The organism is Fibrivirga algicola (assembly GCF_011742925.1).
Classification (GTDB): domain Bacteria; phylum Bacteroidota; class Bacteroidia; order Cytophagales; family Spirosomataceae; genus Fibrella; species Fibrella algicola.
The window spans coordinates 133,618-149,362 of record NZ_WAEL01000003.1 but is presented as its reverse complement, the minus strand read 5'-3'; the positions used below and the strand labels follow the sequence as shown (position 1 = coordinate 149,362).

The 15,745-nt window shown below is 51.4% G+C and carries 15 protein-coding genes; 6 read left to right on the top strand and 9 right to left on the bottom strand.

All coding sequences use genetic code 11. The features are described 5' to 3' along the window. Positions 1-27 precede the first annotated feature (27 nt). Complete coding sequence (locus tag F7231_RS09200) at positions 28-2,442, top strand: penicillin acylase family protein (protein ID WP_166691702.1); 2,415 nt, start codon at positions 28-30, stop codon at positions 2,440-2,442. A gap of 612 nt (positions 2,443-3,054) precedes the next feature. Here the strand turns inward: F7231_RS09200 and F7231_RS09195 are convergent. Together F7231_RS09195 and F7231_RS09190 are read right to left on the bottom strand one after the other, a co-directional pair. Beyond that, complete coding sequence (locus F7231_RS09195; RefSeq protein ID WP_166691701.1) at positions 3,055-3,372, bottom strand: hypothetical protein; 318 nt, start codon at positions 3,370-3,372, stop codon at positions 3,055-3,057. 319 nt (positions 3,373-3,691) lie between these two features. Next, a complete protein-coding gene (locus F7231_RS09190) occupies positions 3,692-4,759 on the bottom strand; it encodes an Ldh family oxidoreductase (protein WP_166691700.1) in 1,068 nt (355 codons plus the stop codon). 124 nt (positions 4,760-4,883) lie between these two features. On the opposite strand from F7231_RS09190, the gene F7231_RS09185 reads away from it, so the two are divergent. The 4 genes from F7231_RS09185 to F7231_RS09170 all read left to right on the top strand — a co-directional run bounded on the left by F7231_RS09185 (position 4,884) and on the right by F7231_RS09170 (position 8,068). After that, entirely contained in the window at positions 4,884-5,438 is a 555-nt protein-coding gene (locus F7231_RS09185) for a DUF502 domain-containing protein (RefSeq protein WP_166691699.1), read from the top strand. A 78-nt stretch (positions 5,439-5,516) separates the two neighbouring features. Further along, positions 5,517-6,158, top strand: a complete 642-nt coding sequence (locus F7231_RS09180; protein ID WP_085410768.1) for a hypothetical protein — start codon at positions 5,517-5,519, stop codon at positions 6,156-6,158. A gap of 143 nt (positions 6,159-6,301) precedes the next feature. Continuing rightward, positions 6,302-6,739 (top strand): response regulator, encoded by a 438-nt coding sequence (locus tag F7231_RS09175; protein WP_085410767.1) that lies wholly within the window; start codon positions 6,302-6,304, stop codon positions 6,737-6,739. 90 nt (positions 6,740-6,829) lie between these two features. Beyond that, positions 6,830-8,068 (top strand): 3-phosphoshikimate 1-carboxyvinyltransferase, encoded by a 1,239-nt coding sequence (locus F7231_RS09170; RefSeq protein WP_166691698.1) that lies wholly within the window; start codon positions 6,830-6,832, stop codon positions 8,066-8,068. 72 nt (positions 8,069-8,140) lie between these two features. On the opposite strand, the gene F7231_RS09165 is transcribed toward F7231_RS09170, so the two are convergent. Beyond that, complete coding sequence (locus tag F7231_RS09165; RefSeq protein WP_166691697.1) at positions 8,141-9,022, bottom strand: sugar phosphate isomerase/epimerase family protein; 882 nt, start codon at positions 9,020-9,022, stop codon at positions 8,141-8,143. A 75-nt stretch (positions 9,023-9,097) separates the two neighbouring features. Beyond that, positions 9,098-10,072 carry a DUF6624 domain-containing protein gene (locus F7231_RS09160; protein ID WP_166691696.1) on the bottom strand — a complete coding sequence of 325 codons (975 nt, stop codon included), beginning with the start codon at positions 10,070-10,072 and terminating at the stop codon, positions 9,098-9,100. A 99-nt stretch (positions 10,073-10,171) separates the two neighbouring features. Between F7231_RS09160 and F7231_RS09155 the strand changes: the two genes are divergently transcribed. Then, positions 10,172-10,930, top strand: a complete 759-nt coding sequence (locus F7231_RS09155) for an HpcH/HpaI aldolase family protein (protein WP_166691695.1) — start codon at positions 10,172-10,174, stop codon at positions 10,928-10,930. Between the two features lie 18 nt (positions 10,931-10,948). Here F7231_RS09155 and F7231_RS09150 read toward each other — a convergent pair whose 3' ends face one another. The 5 genes from F7231_RS09150 to mltG form a co-directional block, all read right to left on the bottom strand. Beyond that, positions 10,949-11,587: an L-threonylcarbamoyladenylate synthase gene (locus tag F7231_RS09150; protein WP_085410762.1), complete on the bottom strand. Its 639-nt coding sequence runs from the start codon at positions 11,585-11,587 to the stop codon at positions 10,949-10,951. A 122-nt stretch (positions 11,588-11,709) separates the two neighbouring features. Then, positions 11,710-12,681, bottom strand: coding sequence for a glycosyltransferase (locus F7231_RS09145; RefSeq protein ID WP_166691694.1), 972 nt, complete (start codon positions 12,679-12,681; stop codon positions 11,710-11,712). A 278-nt stretch (positions 12,682-12,959) separates the two neighbouring features. Continuing rightward, complete coding sequence (locus F7231_RS09140; RefSeq protein ID WP_310589190.1) at positions 12,960-13,901, bottom strand: YihY/virulence factor BrkB family protein; 942 nt, start codon at positions 13,899-13,901, stop codon at positions 12,960-12,962. A 53-nt stretch (positions 13,902-13,954) separates the two neighbouring features. Continuing rightward, positions 13,955-14,377 carry an acyl-CoA thioesterase gene (locus F7231_RS09135; protein ID WP_085410759.1) on the bottom strand — a complete coding sequence of 141 codons (423 nt, stop codon included), beginning with the start codon at positions 14,375-14,377 and terminating at the stop codon, positions 13,955-13,957. A 67-nt stretch (positions 14,378-14,444) separates the two neighbouring features. After that, positions 14,445-15,488 carry an endolytic transglycosylase MltG gene (gene mltG / locus F7231_RS09130; RefSeq protein WP_166691977.1) on the bottom strand — a complete coding sequence of 348 codons (1,044 nt, stop codon included), beginning with the start codon at positions 15,486-15,488 and terminating at the stop codon, positions 14,445-14,447. Between the last annotated feature and the right edge of the window lie 257 nt (positions 15,489-15,745).

Below are 15,745 nucleotides of genomic sequence, written 5' to 3'. Positions count from 1 at the left end.
GCCAACCTTGGTCCAACTTAATCTCGTATGCGCCTTATCCTTCTGTTTGTACTGATTGCCACTACCGCCTGCACGCAGGACCTGAACGTAAAAGGGCTAAAACAGCCCGTCGAGGTCTTACGCGATCAATGGGGGGTAAATCATATTTACGCCAAAAACGAGCATGATCTGTTTTTTGCGCAGGGGTACCTGGCAGCGCAGGATCGGCTGTTTCAGCTCGAACTATGGCGTAGACAGGCAACCGGCACCGTGGCCGAATTGCTTGGCCCCCGCGAACTGAAGCGCGACATAGGCACCCGGCTGTTCAGATTCCGGCCGCAGAATCTCGACGCTGAATTGAATCACTACCACCCCCACGGTAGCTTGATTGTGCGGGCATTTGTAGCAGGTATCAACGCCTACGTGACCGAGATCAACCGGACGCCGGAGAAACTGCCGTTCGAATTTAAAACACTGAATACCAAACCCGGACTATGGACCCCTGAGGTAGTGATCAGCCGGCATCAGGGCTTACTGAGTAACATCCGCGACGAACTGAACTACGGACGGCTGGTGCACCTGATCGGGGCCGATAGCCTGCGGGCCCTGCAATGGTTTCACCCGCAGCCCAACGCTTCGCCAACGAAACAGGCCACGCCCGATCTGACCCTGCACGTCGACGGGGCGGGGCTCATGCAGCCTATTCTGGAATTGTATGAAGCCTTCCGCTTGCCTATCCGCTTTAGTGCGGCCGACCAAACGCTTGGCGCAACGGATGAGGAAGAAGCAAAACTGCGCGCCCGTGAACGCGACGACGCCAATGACTGGTTCGAGGCCGAAAAACACTTTGTCGGCTCAAACAACTGGGTTATTTCGGGCGAAAAGTCGGCAAGTGGCTATCCCATGCTGGCCAACGACCCTCACCGGGCTGTTGGCACCCCCTCGTTGCGGTACTGGGCCCACCTGAATGCCCCCGGCTGGAACGTGATCGGGGCCGGTGAACCCACCTTGCCGGGTATTTCAATCGGACACAACGACTACGGCGCCTGGGGGTTGACGATTTTCGACACCGACAATGAAGACCTGTACGTGTACGAAACCAACCCCGCCAACCCGAATCAGTACCGCTATAAAGGGCGTTGGGAAACCATGCGCATGCGACGCGAAACAATTGCCGTAAAGGGCATGGCGGCGCAAACGGTAACGCTGAAATACACGCGCCACGGGCCGGTCGTGTTTGAAGACGGAAAAGCGCACCGGGCCTACGCCATGCGGGTGGGCTGGCTCGAGTCCGGCTGCTCACCCTATCTGTCGAGCCTGCGCATGAACCAGGCGCGTTCGTGGGCCGAGTTTCGGCAGGCGTGTCTGTACAGTCGTATTCCCGGCGAAAATATGGTTTGGTCAGACCCGAAAGGTACCATTGGCTGGCAGGCAGTAGGGCTGGCTCCGATCCGCAAAAACTGGACGGGACTGGTACCCGTGCCAGGCGATGGGCGCTATGAATGGGCGGGGTATTTGCCCATCGACAAGCTGCCGCATAGCGAAAACCCAGCGTCGGGCTATATCGTAACGGCCAACAATAACATGACACCGGCCAACTACCCTTACCGTAATGCCATTGGCTGGGTATGGTCATCGCCGTCGCGGACACATCGGATTGAAGAGGTGCTGGCCGACGGTAAACGCAAAACCCTGAGCGACTTTATGCGGCTACAGGCTGATTACGTTGCGCTGCCTGCCCGCACGCTGGTGCCTTTGTTGGAGCCGCTGTCGTCGGAAGACCTCCCTACCGAGCAGGCCTTAACGTACCTGCGCAAATGGAATTATGAGCTGGGTACGTCATCGGTAGCAGCGGCGATCTACGTGGGTTTCGAAACCCAGCTTCGCCGGGCTTTCATGACGCTGGCGGTGCCGGCCGATGCCCGGCCGTACCTGAAAAGTATTCCCACGAAGCGTATACTCGACTGGGCTGTTTCGCCGCAACTGGCTATCAACCGACCCATAAATTCCTCGAATTGGCGTGATAGCCTGCTCCTGGCCTGTGTTACCCGCGCAGTGGCTGACCTGACCGAACGGCTTGGCCCCGACATGGAAACCTGGGTGTACGGCCAGCGAAAAAATAAACACAGTCAGCTTACTCACGCATTAAGCGGGCTCGTCAGTAATGAGCAGCGACGGCGAATCAACATTGGTCCGGTAGTTCGGGGTGGCTATGCCGAAACCGTAAACGCAACCGGCGGCAGCCTGAATCAGGAGCACGGAGCCACCTTCCGCATTGTGGTCGATACCGAAGATTGGGACCGCACAATGGGGATCAATAGCCCTGGCCAATCGGCTAATCCGGATAGCCCGCACTACCGCGATCTGTTTCCGCTATGGGCTGAAAACGGCTATTTTCCGGTCTTCTTTTCCCGGAGACGCATCGAGCAGGTTACCGAAGCAACGATGGTACTGAAGCCGTAATTGGTCGTAGCTTGATTTGGTGACTTTCTTGTCGATATCGAGGGCATGCAAGCTACACTACTTATTATCTGGCCTTTCATTAATTTACTTCTGATTGTTGGCATCGCGGGTGCAGTAACGCGTTATGCCGCTAGGTTCAGTAAAAATAGATTGTATACACTCAGTGCATCAATGGTCTTGTTCATCTGTAGTTCGATTGGTATCCCGTCAGTTATGCAGGGGCCGGGGGGAGAACATGCATTCGTATTTCTATAACCCCAAACCGGCATTCCCCTAACTACTCAGGCTTATCACCATGGCATATTGTTGAACAGCCCCACGTTCACGATTAAAAGTCACGTAGCGGTATGGCCCGTTAGGCTGCCGAACACGATACAGCCCACCGAGCCTGGCGCTGGCCAAACTCCCAACGCGCTGAAAACCACACTGTCGATTAATACAACATACATGATGCCTGAGCTTCAGTGGATGCCCCAAAACACCTCGGTGCATATTCTATGAATGGCCTCATTTTATGGGTTGAGGCAGTGCTGTAAGAGCTAATTGAAAAAGGCGATCTGCATATGTGCAGATCGCCTTTTTTTGTAGAGCGAATGGTGGACTTTGTATTTACTAATTTACGCCAGCGGCAACTTTTGTTTTGCGTTTGGCCACTGCTTTCAGCGCTTTTGCGTCGCTTTTTATTGCTTTTTTCTCTGCTTTTTCTTCTTTCCGTTCAGCTTTTGCCATGCGGGTTTTTTTGTCGGAAATGCCAGCAATTTCGAGGCCTTTACCTGTCTTGGCGTTCTCCCGATGTTCTTCGGCTTTCTCCATTTTCTTCTCAGCCTTCATCTCTTTTTTTACCTCTTTCGCTTTTTGAACAGCTTGGGCAAATCCGGCCTGTGAGGCGCAAAGAAAGGCTAGGGCGGCAACTACGATTGACTTTTTCATAACGATTAGTGATATAGTGATAAAAATACCTGTCTGGCAGGCTTTCTTGGATTTAAAACGGTGACCGTCCGAATTTGTTATTGCGAGTTGTTTTGACACTATTGAAAAAAAATTATTCTCTATAAAATCTGTATATTAAGTAAAAAAGCCAAAAACAGCCTGTATTCGCTGTTTTTGTCTAGTTAAGGAAATAAGAGTTCCTCAAAAGATACAATATTGAACTTGATTCAACGGCCCAGTTTTTTTTTACTGATGTAGCTAGACAAGTCCTTAATTCTACCTATTTTAATGCTATATTAATGGAAGTGCATACGCTTTCCTACAAACTAATCCCAAATCGTTCCCCCAATTCCTGAAGCGTTTTTAGCACCGTTTCGTGCACGGGAATCCCATTCTGCAGCCGCTCTGCTTCCAGCATTCGCTCGGGGTCGCCGGGCACCAGGACGTGCTGCCCTTCTACCGCTTTGGCTGAACGGAACCGCTGAATCCAGGTATCCATATGCTGTTTGAACTCGTCGGCCGGGCGAAACGCGTCGATGCGCATAGCCCCGAAAAAATGACCGGTCCCTGACCCAACGCCCTCGTTAGCCTGCATGAAACCAGCCGTAGCGAAGGGCGGTACCCAAGGGCCATAGTTAGCTCCTGACAATACACCCGAGAAGATATCGACAATGGCACCTAACCCGTATCCTTTATGGCTGCCGTGTTCGCGATCAGAGCCCAGCGGCAATAAGGCACCGCCATTTTTCACGGCATTGGCGTCAGTAGTTGGGTTTCCGTTAGCGTCCTGCGCCCAGCCAAGTGGAATGTCCTGTCCTTTCCGTTGCAGAATCTCCAGTTTGCCATAGGCTACCGCCGTCGATGCGAAGTCGGCTAGGAAGGTCGGCTCGGTCTGAGCCGGAATTGCCACGGCAATTGGATTTGTACCGAGCAACTTGTCGAGTGAAAAAGTGGGGGCAACCAGCGGGGCAGCATGGGTCATAGCCTGCCCGATCATATCGTGTTTGGCCGCCAGCAGGGCATGATAGCCCGCGATGCCGAAATGGTTGGAGTTGCGAACCGCCACCCAGCCCGTGCCAGCTATACGTGCCTTTTCTATAGCTACCTGCATGGCCCACGGCCCCACTACCAGGCCCAGGCCCCGGTCTCCATCGACCACAGCGGTAGAAGGAGTTTCGTGTACGATGCTTATGGCGGGGGTGGGATTTAGTCGACCATTATCGTACAGCCGGACGTACCCGGCCAGTCGGGCTACACCGTGCGAATCGACGCCCCGCAAATCGGCTGATACTAATACATCGGCGGCTAGTTGGGCATCGGTTTCCGAGCAGCCAATGGCCTGAAAAATCTGCTCGGTAAACGAGCGTAATTGCTTGGCATGAATCATGGGGTAAAAATAAGGGTCAAGTGTTAAGTTTCGGATTTCAGATGTACGGCTCACTTACCTCATACGTACAGCCAACAACATACCTGAATCTTGAAACCTGGAACACGAAACTTAATTTTACCGCATGACTAACCTATTTATCAGTCGGCTGGTGGCTTATTTTGGACGCGGGCTACTGGCCATTGCTCCGCTGGGCCTGACCATCTATGTCATTTATAGCGTGTTTGTATGGGTAGATGGGCTGGTACCCGTCAATATTCCGGGCATTGGCTTTCTGATCATGACCGGTATTATTTTAGGGTCTGGTCTGCTGATTTCAACCGTAATACCCCAGTCGTTTGCCTCACTGTTCGAAGGCTCTATTCGGCATTTACCGCTGGTCAGCCTGATCTATTTTTCGGTCAAGGACCTTATTTCGGCGTTTGTCGGCGATAAAAAGAAGTTTAATCAGCCCGTTCTGGTGCTGATGAATCGCGAGTCAGGAATTCGTAAGATTGGCTTCATTACCCAAACGGACATAAGCAACCTCGGCCTCGATGACGCAGTTATGGTTTACTGTCCACATTCTTACGCTTTTTCGGGTGAGCTCTATCTGGTCCCTGCCGATAATGTTAAGTTGCTAACCATGTCTAGTTCAGAGGCTATGAAGCTGATCGTGTCGGGCGGAGTCAGCAAGTAGGGGGTAGCATTGGGCTGGTACTAATATAACCTTTCCTTCATGCAACGCGTTGAGCAGGTATAAAAATGGTATGATGGTATGAACACGCTACGCTTTCTATTTCTTGTCAATGTTGTGTGGCTGAACGTCAGTGTATGTTTAGCGCAGCCTGCTACCGTTCCGGGAGTACGTATGCAGGAACCAGAACAGCGCGCCGTGGCCGATACGCTCCCGGCTGTTGATGGGCAGCCCGCCTCTGTTGTGCGAAATCGTTATCTGGCCATTGATGCTACCGGTATGTTTGGTCATTTCAGGCGCTACCGCATTTTCCCTGGCGAAACAATGGCTTTTCGGGTAAAATCAGACGGCGATAAATACCGGTATCCGCTGACGGCCGTCAGCGATACTGCGTTTACAATTGCTTTTCAAAATGAACTATACGATCAGCCGCAGGCACTCTCGTTTCCACTAGCCGATGTGCAGCGTGTGTATCTGAAACGCCGGATACCGTTTGTTACCGAACTGGGCTATCTGCTACCTGCCGCAGCTGTCGTGTTTATGGTTGCTGACTTTGTAAACCCCCGAAGCCTTGATGGACGGACTGGCCGCTTTGAGTTCGATAAAAAGTCGCTGGTACCCGGTGGTCTCTTATTGCTAGGCGGTGGAATTTGCTACAAATTATCGCACCGAACGTATACAATCAATGATCGCCATCGAATTAAGGTGCTCTGGACTAAGTAGTTTCAACGCCCGATCACGTTTCTACGTAAACGGTTATGTTAACCAATTGTGACTTTAATTAATAGCCGTTTGATAGAATTTGGATTTATAAGAAGGTGACGGTACCTTTATACGTAGATAGTTAACCGATAAAGTAAGGGGAGATGAACGAGCATACCATCTTTGTGGCTGAAGACGACGAGGATGACCAATTTCTCCTCCAAACGGCATTTGCCTCCACGGGTTTGTCGTGCAATCTTGTTTTTTTTACCAACGGCGAAGAGTTGATTAACGAATTGACGGTAGCCGAAAAGCGACCTACGCTGGTGCTGCTGGATCTGAACATGCCCATCATGGACGGTTTCCAGACGTTGAGTCACCTGCGAAACACCGAAGCGTACCGAACGATGCCCGTGCTGATACTGACTACGTCGAGCCAGCGTGAGGATGTAACGAGAGCTTATTCGATGGGCGCTAATTCGTTCATTACCAAGCCACATCAGTATGCAGATCTGACTCGTACGGTTGAGCAGCTCCAGCAGTTCTGGTTGTCTACAGCCAGTATACCACAACTCTCGAAGGAAAAACGGCCTGTTGCTTAACGTGCCGGACGTAGTTGCCAAACTAGCCTGTTTGACCAGTACTGTCAAAAAATGGCCGGGTCGTAGCTGAAAATTGCGTTCATTTGCGGCATGAATGCCCTCTTACTGACGCCCCCTAATCAGCCCGTTCGGGCCACTATAGCCCTCGCCTCATCGAAAAGTGAAAGCAACCGCGCGCTTATTCTTGATGCACTGACCGGATTTCGTTGCCAACTCGATAACCTCTCGACGGCTCGCGATACGCAAACGATGATTCGTCTCCTTCGCGATACCGATGCGCCTACGGCCGATGTGCTTGACGCGGGTACAACCATGCGTTTCCTGACTGCCTATTTTGCGCTGACGGGTCAGACCAAAATCATGACCGGTACGCCCCGGATGTGTGAGCGGCCAATTGGCTTGCTGGTCGAGGCACTCCGCACCCTGGGTGCCGACGTAACGTACCTGGGGCAGGAGGGATATCCTCCCTTGCAAACGGCTGGTTTTCAGTCTACGGGTGTTAATGAGCTGAGTATTAGGGGTGATGTGAGCAGCCAATATATTTCGGCATTAGCCATGGTGGCTCCATATCTGCCATCTGGCCTGACCCTTCACCTGACGGGTGCCCTGGGGTCGGTGCCTTATATGACGATGACGCTGCAGCAAATGGCCGCGTTTGGTGTAAACGCCACCGCCGACTGGGCAGCGCAGGTTATTCAGATTCCTGCAGGTACGTATACACCAACCGCCTACGCTATCGAGTCTGACTGGTCGGGAGCGAGCTATTGGTTCAGTACCGTAGCCCTCGCCGCCGATGCCGACATTGAATTGCTTGGTCTGAAAGAGCAATCACTACAAGGCGATAGTGCTATCGTCGGTATTATGGACCAACTGGGAGTGCAGGCAACGTATACGGGTAGGGGGTTCCGCCTAACTAAAAAAGAGGCTGCCGACCGGCTAACCGTCGATTTCACAAACTGCCCTGACCTGGCTCAGACCGTGGCTGTCTGTTGCGCGCTGAAAGGAATTCCAGCCACGTTTACAGGCATCGAAAGTTTGAAGATTAAAGAGACGGATCGAGTTGTTGCTATCCAAAACGAATTGCGCAAGTTTGGGGCTGATCTGGTTGACGTAGTGACAAACGAGCGGTATGAAGTGCGGCCAGTAACGGCTCCAATCAGTAATTTGCCCGTACAAATTGACACATACGATGATCACCGAATGGCAATGGCGTTTGCGCCTATTGCTATGCTTCGTTCGGTCATTATCAATGAACCCGGCGTTGTGGCTAAATCATATCCCTCTTTCTGGGACGATTTCAAAAAAGTGGCGACAGTAGACGAAGTTTAGTCTATAAGGCACTTTTCCACACTCATTTGTGGAAAAGTGCCTTATAGTCAGTCTGACGGTCGATTAGGTGGATTATACCCGGCCCGTCATGCGGTCGAATACGACTCGTTGCGCCTTCATCGATGCAACCTTGTCGGCTGGATCAGTGTGGCACTCCAGCAATACCCAGCCCGTGTAGTTTAGGTTGGCCAGATTGGTCAGTAGATCCTGATAAGGGTAATCGGTCCGGTCGAGTTCGCGCACATGGCAGGTGGCCCCCAGCCGATGACTGACCAGATTAAAATTGGCCTGAAAACCGTTGCCGTTCAGATCCTGCGGGTTGCAATTCCAGCAGATCGTAGCGTTGGGATGGGTGGCCACGTTCATAATTTTCCTGATATTGGGTAGCTCCTGCGTTTCTTCGCCATGTACTTCCAGCCGGATTTGCTGCCCTAATGTGGCGCCGTAACTGGCCAGTTCATTCAATGCCTCTCCAATCTGGGTTAGTGTTTTCTCTGCGGGTACTCCCTTATGCAGGGCGTTGGGCTTTACCTTCACGCCTGTTCCGCCCACATCGGCGCTTAACCGGATAAATTCTTTCGTGCGTTCAATCGAAGCCCTTACTTGTGCCTGATCCACGTAATCGAACTGCTGGTTTGTGCCCAGACCAAGCAACTTAACGGGACTGTCGGTAAACAGCTTCTTTACGGCCAGCCGCTGTGCCGCGCTTAGGTCGGGCATCACCTTGTGGGCGTGCTCCACACGCAGTTCTACACCCAATATATTGGCGTCGGCGCAGTTAGTAATCAGCGTGGGTAAGTCCCAGTCTTTTCCCCACAGGTACGTAACAAAACCCAGCTTATAAGCCACTTTTTTCACAACGGGCGGCGCGCCAAACAGTGGTCCCGTCAGCAGGGAGGCACCAGCCAGCAGGGAAATCTCTTTCAGGAATGTGTTCCGGTCGATGGAGGGCATGGCTAATAGGCAGGACGTTCTGTAATTGCCAAAGCGCTGCGAGTCAACAGACTACTTATTGGCTTTGTGCACCAGCTATTTGTGCTCCTGATTCGGTTCGTTGGCTTGCTGGTCTTTTTTGTATTGCTCCACATCCCATTTGATCTGCCAGCGACTGACATACTCAGCCAACGGTTGAAGTCCAACGTCGGCTCTTCGTTTGTCGACGTTATCGGGGTCTTCCAAAGGCAGGACGTAATATTGCTTTGTTTGGGTGTTTCTACCAATCTGGCTGCCATAGATCTGCCGTTTGTGTTGCCCCAGCGCCACTCGATCCTCCAGCAACGCCAAAGCGCTGCCTGCTGCGTTTCCTTTCTTCACCGCGTCTCTCATCATAGGCAGGTACGTCTCCTGGGTCTGCTGGTCGGCGTGCTGAATGACAAGAAATAACGTTGAATTGCCCTGCTGGCCAATCACGTTACTACCAAGCCAGCCATATTTGTCCAGAATTGCCCGCACCCTGGTCAGATTAGCCGCGTCCTTTTTTGTGATGATCGCCCAAAGTGCTTTTACCTGGTTTGACTCCAAGCCATACTGTTTTTCAACATCATTCAGTTGTTGCCGATACTGTTGATCGTCCTTGTAAATGGAATCTAGCTGTACTACCAGCGGCTTGTTGAAGTTAGCTTCTGCTTTCTCTTTATTCTGGTTTATAAGTACCAGTAGTGGTTTCCAGCGGTCGTCGCGGTGTAACGATACCAGATCAGCATCTGTAGTGATGTGGTTATAATTGGCGTAACCCGCTTTCGTAGCAATTCGATTGAGCTGAAAAAAAGCGCTATCAGCATTATTAGCAAGGGCCCAGGAGCAGGCAGCGTTATATCGATCCGTTGATAGGCCTACCCAACCATTCGCTTTGAACGCATTAGAATAGGTGAGGGCCGAATTTTTGTAGTCTTTTGCTTGATAAAGGGAGTCCGCTTTTTTGGCGAGTGCCAGATAAGTCGCATTTTGCCCGAATGCACTGTATGCGGTGCCAAGGCAAAAACTAAGGCAAAGAAAGATTCTCATGGTGTAGATGCAGTTAAGCGGTTTAGGTTGGTTGCTATCGTTGCAGGCAACGTGACACTGATTTGAAGACGTAGGTAAGTTAGATTTTATCCCTGGAAGATGACATTTGCAGAAAAGCTCCGTGGTGCCCAGCCATTACTGGGTACGTTAGTTTCATTGCCGTCGCCCGAACTCAGCGAACTACTCTCACTAGCCGGGTTCGACTGGCTATTTATTGATATGGAGCACGGAGCGCTTTCCATCAATGATGCTCAACGCATCTTGCAAGCTATAAAGAATGACTGTAGCGCCATTATTCGGGTGGCTGACAACAACCCGATTTTGATTAAGCAAGCGTTGGACAGTGGCGCTGATGGCGTGATTGTCCCGCTGGTAAATACGGCTGCCGAAGCGCGCCAAGCGGTCGAATCTGCGAAGTATCCGCCATTGGGAAAACGAAGCGTTGGCATTGCCCGAGCGCATCAGTATGGCCTTCAGTTTTCGGAATACCTTCAATCGGCTAATCAGTCGGTGGCCGTTATCATCCAGATTGAGCACCAGGAGGCAGTCAACAACCTCGATGACATCCTGAGCGTAGATGGCATCGATGGCGTATTTATTGGCCCTTATGACCTGTCGGGCAGTATGAACAAGCTAGGCGATGTGGCCAATCCGGTTGTTCAGCAGGCTATCCGCGCGGTGAAGTTAGCTTGTTCGCGAAAAAGTGTCCCTGTTGGCCTGTTCATGCAGCAGTCCGACCAAATTGCCGCCGAGCTAGCCAGTGGAACACGATTCATGGCCGTTGGCACTGACACGTTCTTTGTCTGGAGTGGCGCTCAACGTACACTGGCTGCATTCAAAGCGGCCTTGGCCAGCTAAGTAATCGGGTGCGAATGGCTATTCCCAATCCACCTCGCCAAGTCCCTGCCGGATAACCTCAAAATCGTCGGTGGTGGCGTTGACGATGGTTGAGGGCGCATAACCGCCGTAACCGCCATCAATTACGATATCGACGTCGTGGCGATAGGTTTCGTAAATCAGTTCGGGGTCGGTACTGTAGGCAATGCCTTCTGGAAGGTCTTCGGGACCACCCTCGCGCAGGGTCGTGGTGATAATCGGGTTGCCCAACTCCTGCACAATCAGCCGGGGAATGTCATTGTCGGGCACCCGTATACCTACCGTTTTCTTGCTGGAGTTCAACAGTTTGGGGACGTTGTTGTTGGCGTCAAGAATAAACGTGTAGGGGCCGGGGAGGAGCCGTTTCATCAGCTTGAAGGCTGAGTTGCTAACCCGGGCATAGTCGGCGATATGACTGAGGTCGTAGCAGATAAACGAAAAATCGTTCTTCTGCGGCTTTATTCCCTTTATGCGCGCTACGCGCTCAACCGCCCGCGCATTATGAATATCGCAGCCCAGCCCGTAGATGGTATCAGTTGGGTAAATGACCACGGCCCCGTCGCGCAGGGCTTTCGCCACCTTCCGAATCAGGGTCAGGTCAGGGTTTTTAGGGTATAGTTTTATGAGTTCAGCAGGCATACAGACAACGATCAATGATCAATCGACACGCATAATGTCGCTTGGGTGCGTTCTTTAGTCTTGTACACAACAATTGAGACTTGATAATTGCTGCCTGTTCATCGAGAATTGTTCACTAACTTTCATTTGGTGGCTAACCGGTAGCGTCTATACATCCCGTTTACAGGCAGATGCATGCGGCAGAGCAGAAGAATAGCCCGCGAGGCCAAACCAGGGGGTTCAATTTTGCCAAGAAGCCGCCCGAATTTAGAAGCCAGTTCATATTGCTCGGCATAAAAACACTTCCGGATAAACTGCCTCAGGCGGTCGGCTAATGCTTTGTACTCGTCGGTGGTTTGGCAGAGTGCGTAGGCTTTCTGGCAAACGCGCCAGGTAGAGTCGAGCAGTTGATTGTCTACCCTGACTACCTGCTGGCCCAGCGAGTCGGCTAACAGGCGCTTCTGTGTTAGTACCTCATCTATGTAAGCGTATCGGTAATGCCGTGCCGAACGGACCCATAGATCAAAATCTTCATACGCCAGAGACTCATCATAACCGCCCAGCGCGGTCAGCATATCACGCCGCATCATCATAGTAGGCGTATTGATGAAATAACGTGTTAACACCTCCTGAAAGACATCGCCCGTCGGAACACGTTCGGTAGTGCGCCCGTCGGGGCGCACAGGATGGTGATGCCGGAGGAATTCACCTGACTCATTTATGTAGGTCGCGTTTGAGAAGACAACCCCGTAATAGGCAGGTAGCGATAAAAATTGTTCGATTTGACGACTTATTCGATTTGGTAACATAACGTCGTCAGCCGACAGGTCGATGACGTATTCGCCAACTGCCCTCGCCAGCCCTTGATTGAACGCGCGGCAAAGGCCTCGGTTCGTGATATTGTGAATAAATTGGGTGGCCGGGTACTTTTTACAAAATGATCTGATCTGCTCAGCTGACCCGTCTGTACTGGCATTATCAACAATAATCAGTTCCACATTTGGGTACGTTTGCCCAACCACCGAATGGAGACTATCCTGGATGTATGTAACCTGATTAAAACTAGTGCAAATTACTGATACCCAGGGTTTATGCTTATTCAGAAATGGCGCCATTGGAGTGCTGACGCCTGCTTGGGTGATCCGTTGCCCATCCATATTGTGAATTCATGTTGGAGAAAGTCCTTAAGAATACTGTTGGATATGAAAGTAACACTTAGCGGAAGGTATACCGCTTTTTTTTGAGTAACCGGAAATAGCCAATTTATTTTGGAAGCGAACTAATGTTTGGCACAATTTTTCGATATAACTGTATACGTATGTCGGCAAGTGTGCCAAAGTGCCTGCCTGCCGACTGCGATCACATTTATGGGTTAGGGTTCGCAAATGCCACTTCACATGTTGGAGGTGGCATTTGTTGTTTTCTTGGCAACAGACGGGTTGCGGTCGCCTGCCAGATCGAACAGGGCAACGTTCATCTCGAAACCGAGCACCATTAGTAGACAGATCAGGTTGGTCCAGATCATCAAGGCGATAAGGGTGCCAATGGAGCCATAAACTTTATTGTATGAGCCGAAGTTGGAAACGTAATAAGAGAAGGCCAGCGTTGTCAGCACAATCAGTACAGAGGCTGTTATTGAACCGGGAAACACGAAGGTCCACTTCATATTTACATCGGGTCCATACCGGTAAATAAGCGATACAACCCCAACAAAAACAGCGAACACGAGCAGGTACCGCGCAATCTTGAGCACATAGTACGAAATGATGTTGTTGAATACACCGAATTTCAGAAGGTAGTCAATTACTACACCGCCCACAACCAGGAGGCCAATGGCCAGAAAAAGCGAGATGGCCAGTGCTACGGTCAGTACTACGGCAATGCCCCGCTTAGCCAGAAAGCTACGATGCTCGAACGTTTTGTACGATGAATTAAACGCATTCATCAGCGCCACCATGCCACTTGTGGCCGAATACAGAGCCAGCAGAAAACCAAAAGAAAGTACGCCCCCGCGGGGTTGGCTGATAATATCTTTGAGGGTTGTGCCAACTGTATCAAACGCCCCGATTGGGAGCATCTGAGCGAAAAATTCCATGATTTGCCGCTCCAGGTCAGGTATGAACGTAATGAATGGAATCAGCGTAAAAAGAAAGATAACGGTCGGGAAAATGGCCAGAATAAGGTTGTAGGCTACCGATGCTGCCCGTTCGCTAAGGTCGTTATCGAACAGCTTATCGCTGATTTGGCTCAGAAAACTATACCAATCTTTCTTTGAATTGAAGGCGTTGTGGGTACGTAGCCAAACCCGAGTCCCTGAGAGGGATTTGAGGGTCATTAGTTTTTCAAACATATACCTGGCCTTTCTGCATTGCTTACGGTTACCTATGGTTAAGCAACGCCCGGTGCAAAAAAAGGTTTGAGGTGCTCCAGTAATGTAGCCGGGGCGGCCGTCAGCCGACCGGTATCGGCCCGCTGGAAGACCAGCGTGGTTTGTCCCATATGCAACAGTTCACCTGCTTCATTGCTGATGGCATACTGAAACACGATCCGGGCGCGGGGTAGTTCAGGAATAGTAACCGCAACCGTCAGCAGGTCGTCGTAGCGGGCGGGCTTCAGGTAGCGCGAGGTGTTTTCGTACACCGGCATCATAATCCCCGACGCCTCCATCTCTTTATACGAAAAGCCCAGGCTCCGCAACGCTTCTACCCGCCCAATCTCATAAAACCGGGCGTAGTTGCCATAATACACGTACCCCATCTGGTCGGTATCAGCATACCGCACCCGGACAGGTGGAACAAGGAAAGTAAACATAGGGGAGGACGTCGACAGTGCTGAGTCGATAGTCTGCACGGTCGGTTTGGGACTGACGACTCTTTTTTTACTTCATGATTTTTCGCTCGTTCAGCGCGCGCTGGTAGATGCGGGCGTTGGCTATATGCTCGGTCATGTTCCGCGAGAAAGTGTGGTAACCTGAGAAATCAGCTTTGGCAACAAAAAAGAGATAGTCGTGCTGTTCTGGATTCAGTACAGCGTCGATAGCTGTGGGCGGCGGCAGATTGATCGGACCTGGGGGCAGACCGGCATACATGTAGGTGTTGTATGGGCTGTTGTACGCCAGGTGTTTGTTCAGCACGCGCCGGATCGTGAAGTCGTTATTGGCGAAAACCACCGTTGGGTCAGCTTCCAGCTTGATGCCACGTTTCAGGCGGTTCAGGTACACACCCGCTACGCGGGGCTGCTCATCTGATTTGATGGTCTCGGCCCGTACGATCGAAGCCAGCGTTTGCACTTCGGTCTGGCTCAGGCCCAGGGCGGCGGCTTTGGCCTTTCGCGCGGGTGTCCAGAACTTCTTATACTCATCGGCCATTCGACTCAGCAGGGCCGTGGGTTTGGCTGTCCAGAATAGTTCGTACGTGTTCGGAATAAACAGGCAGATAATCGTGGTTGTATCCAGGCCGTAGCGTTTGCAGGTATCGGGGTTGTCGAGCAGTTCGCGCAGTGGTTCGGGACCAAACGCGAACTTGCTGCCTACCTTGTTGATGAGTTCGCTCTTCAGCCGAATGCTGCTGTTGAATGTCAGTTCAATCGGGTCCTGGCTACCACTGCGGAGCTTCTTGATGGCGTCGTAATTACCCGTTCCCGGTTTCATGCGGTAGTGCCCCGCCTTTACCCGCTCAGGGTACTTCATCAATTTCGAGACAAACCGAAAGGTCATTTCATTCTCCAGAACCTGGTGCTTTTGCAGGGTATCGATCACCGATTCAAAAGTGGCTCCCTTGGGAATATACAGCGAAAACGGTTTTGCGTCGTCGGTATGGGCGTTAATATTTGGCGTTTTGGCCAGTTGCCAGCCGTAGAACGTAAACGAAACAAACAGTACCGTAAAGGCAATGTACAGGCCGATTTTGGTGTTGCGCGACAGTGTCATTGAATGTAAGAGGGCTGATGCGTCATGCCGGACCAAAAACGGTTCTCGGTATAACAACGCTGCAAAGGTACGGCCCTAACGCAACATTGTACCGACAGCCATTTTTTTGATCCAATTAGTCCGTAAAAGTTTTCTGGCAGGATCAACGATAGGAACAGGATCAGTCAGCGGCAAGAGTTGGCGGAGGGATAAGGTGGCAAAGGCTCGTAGATTACGTTTACCCCGTCAAGAAGACCTTTTTCAGCGCAATG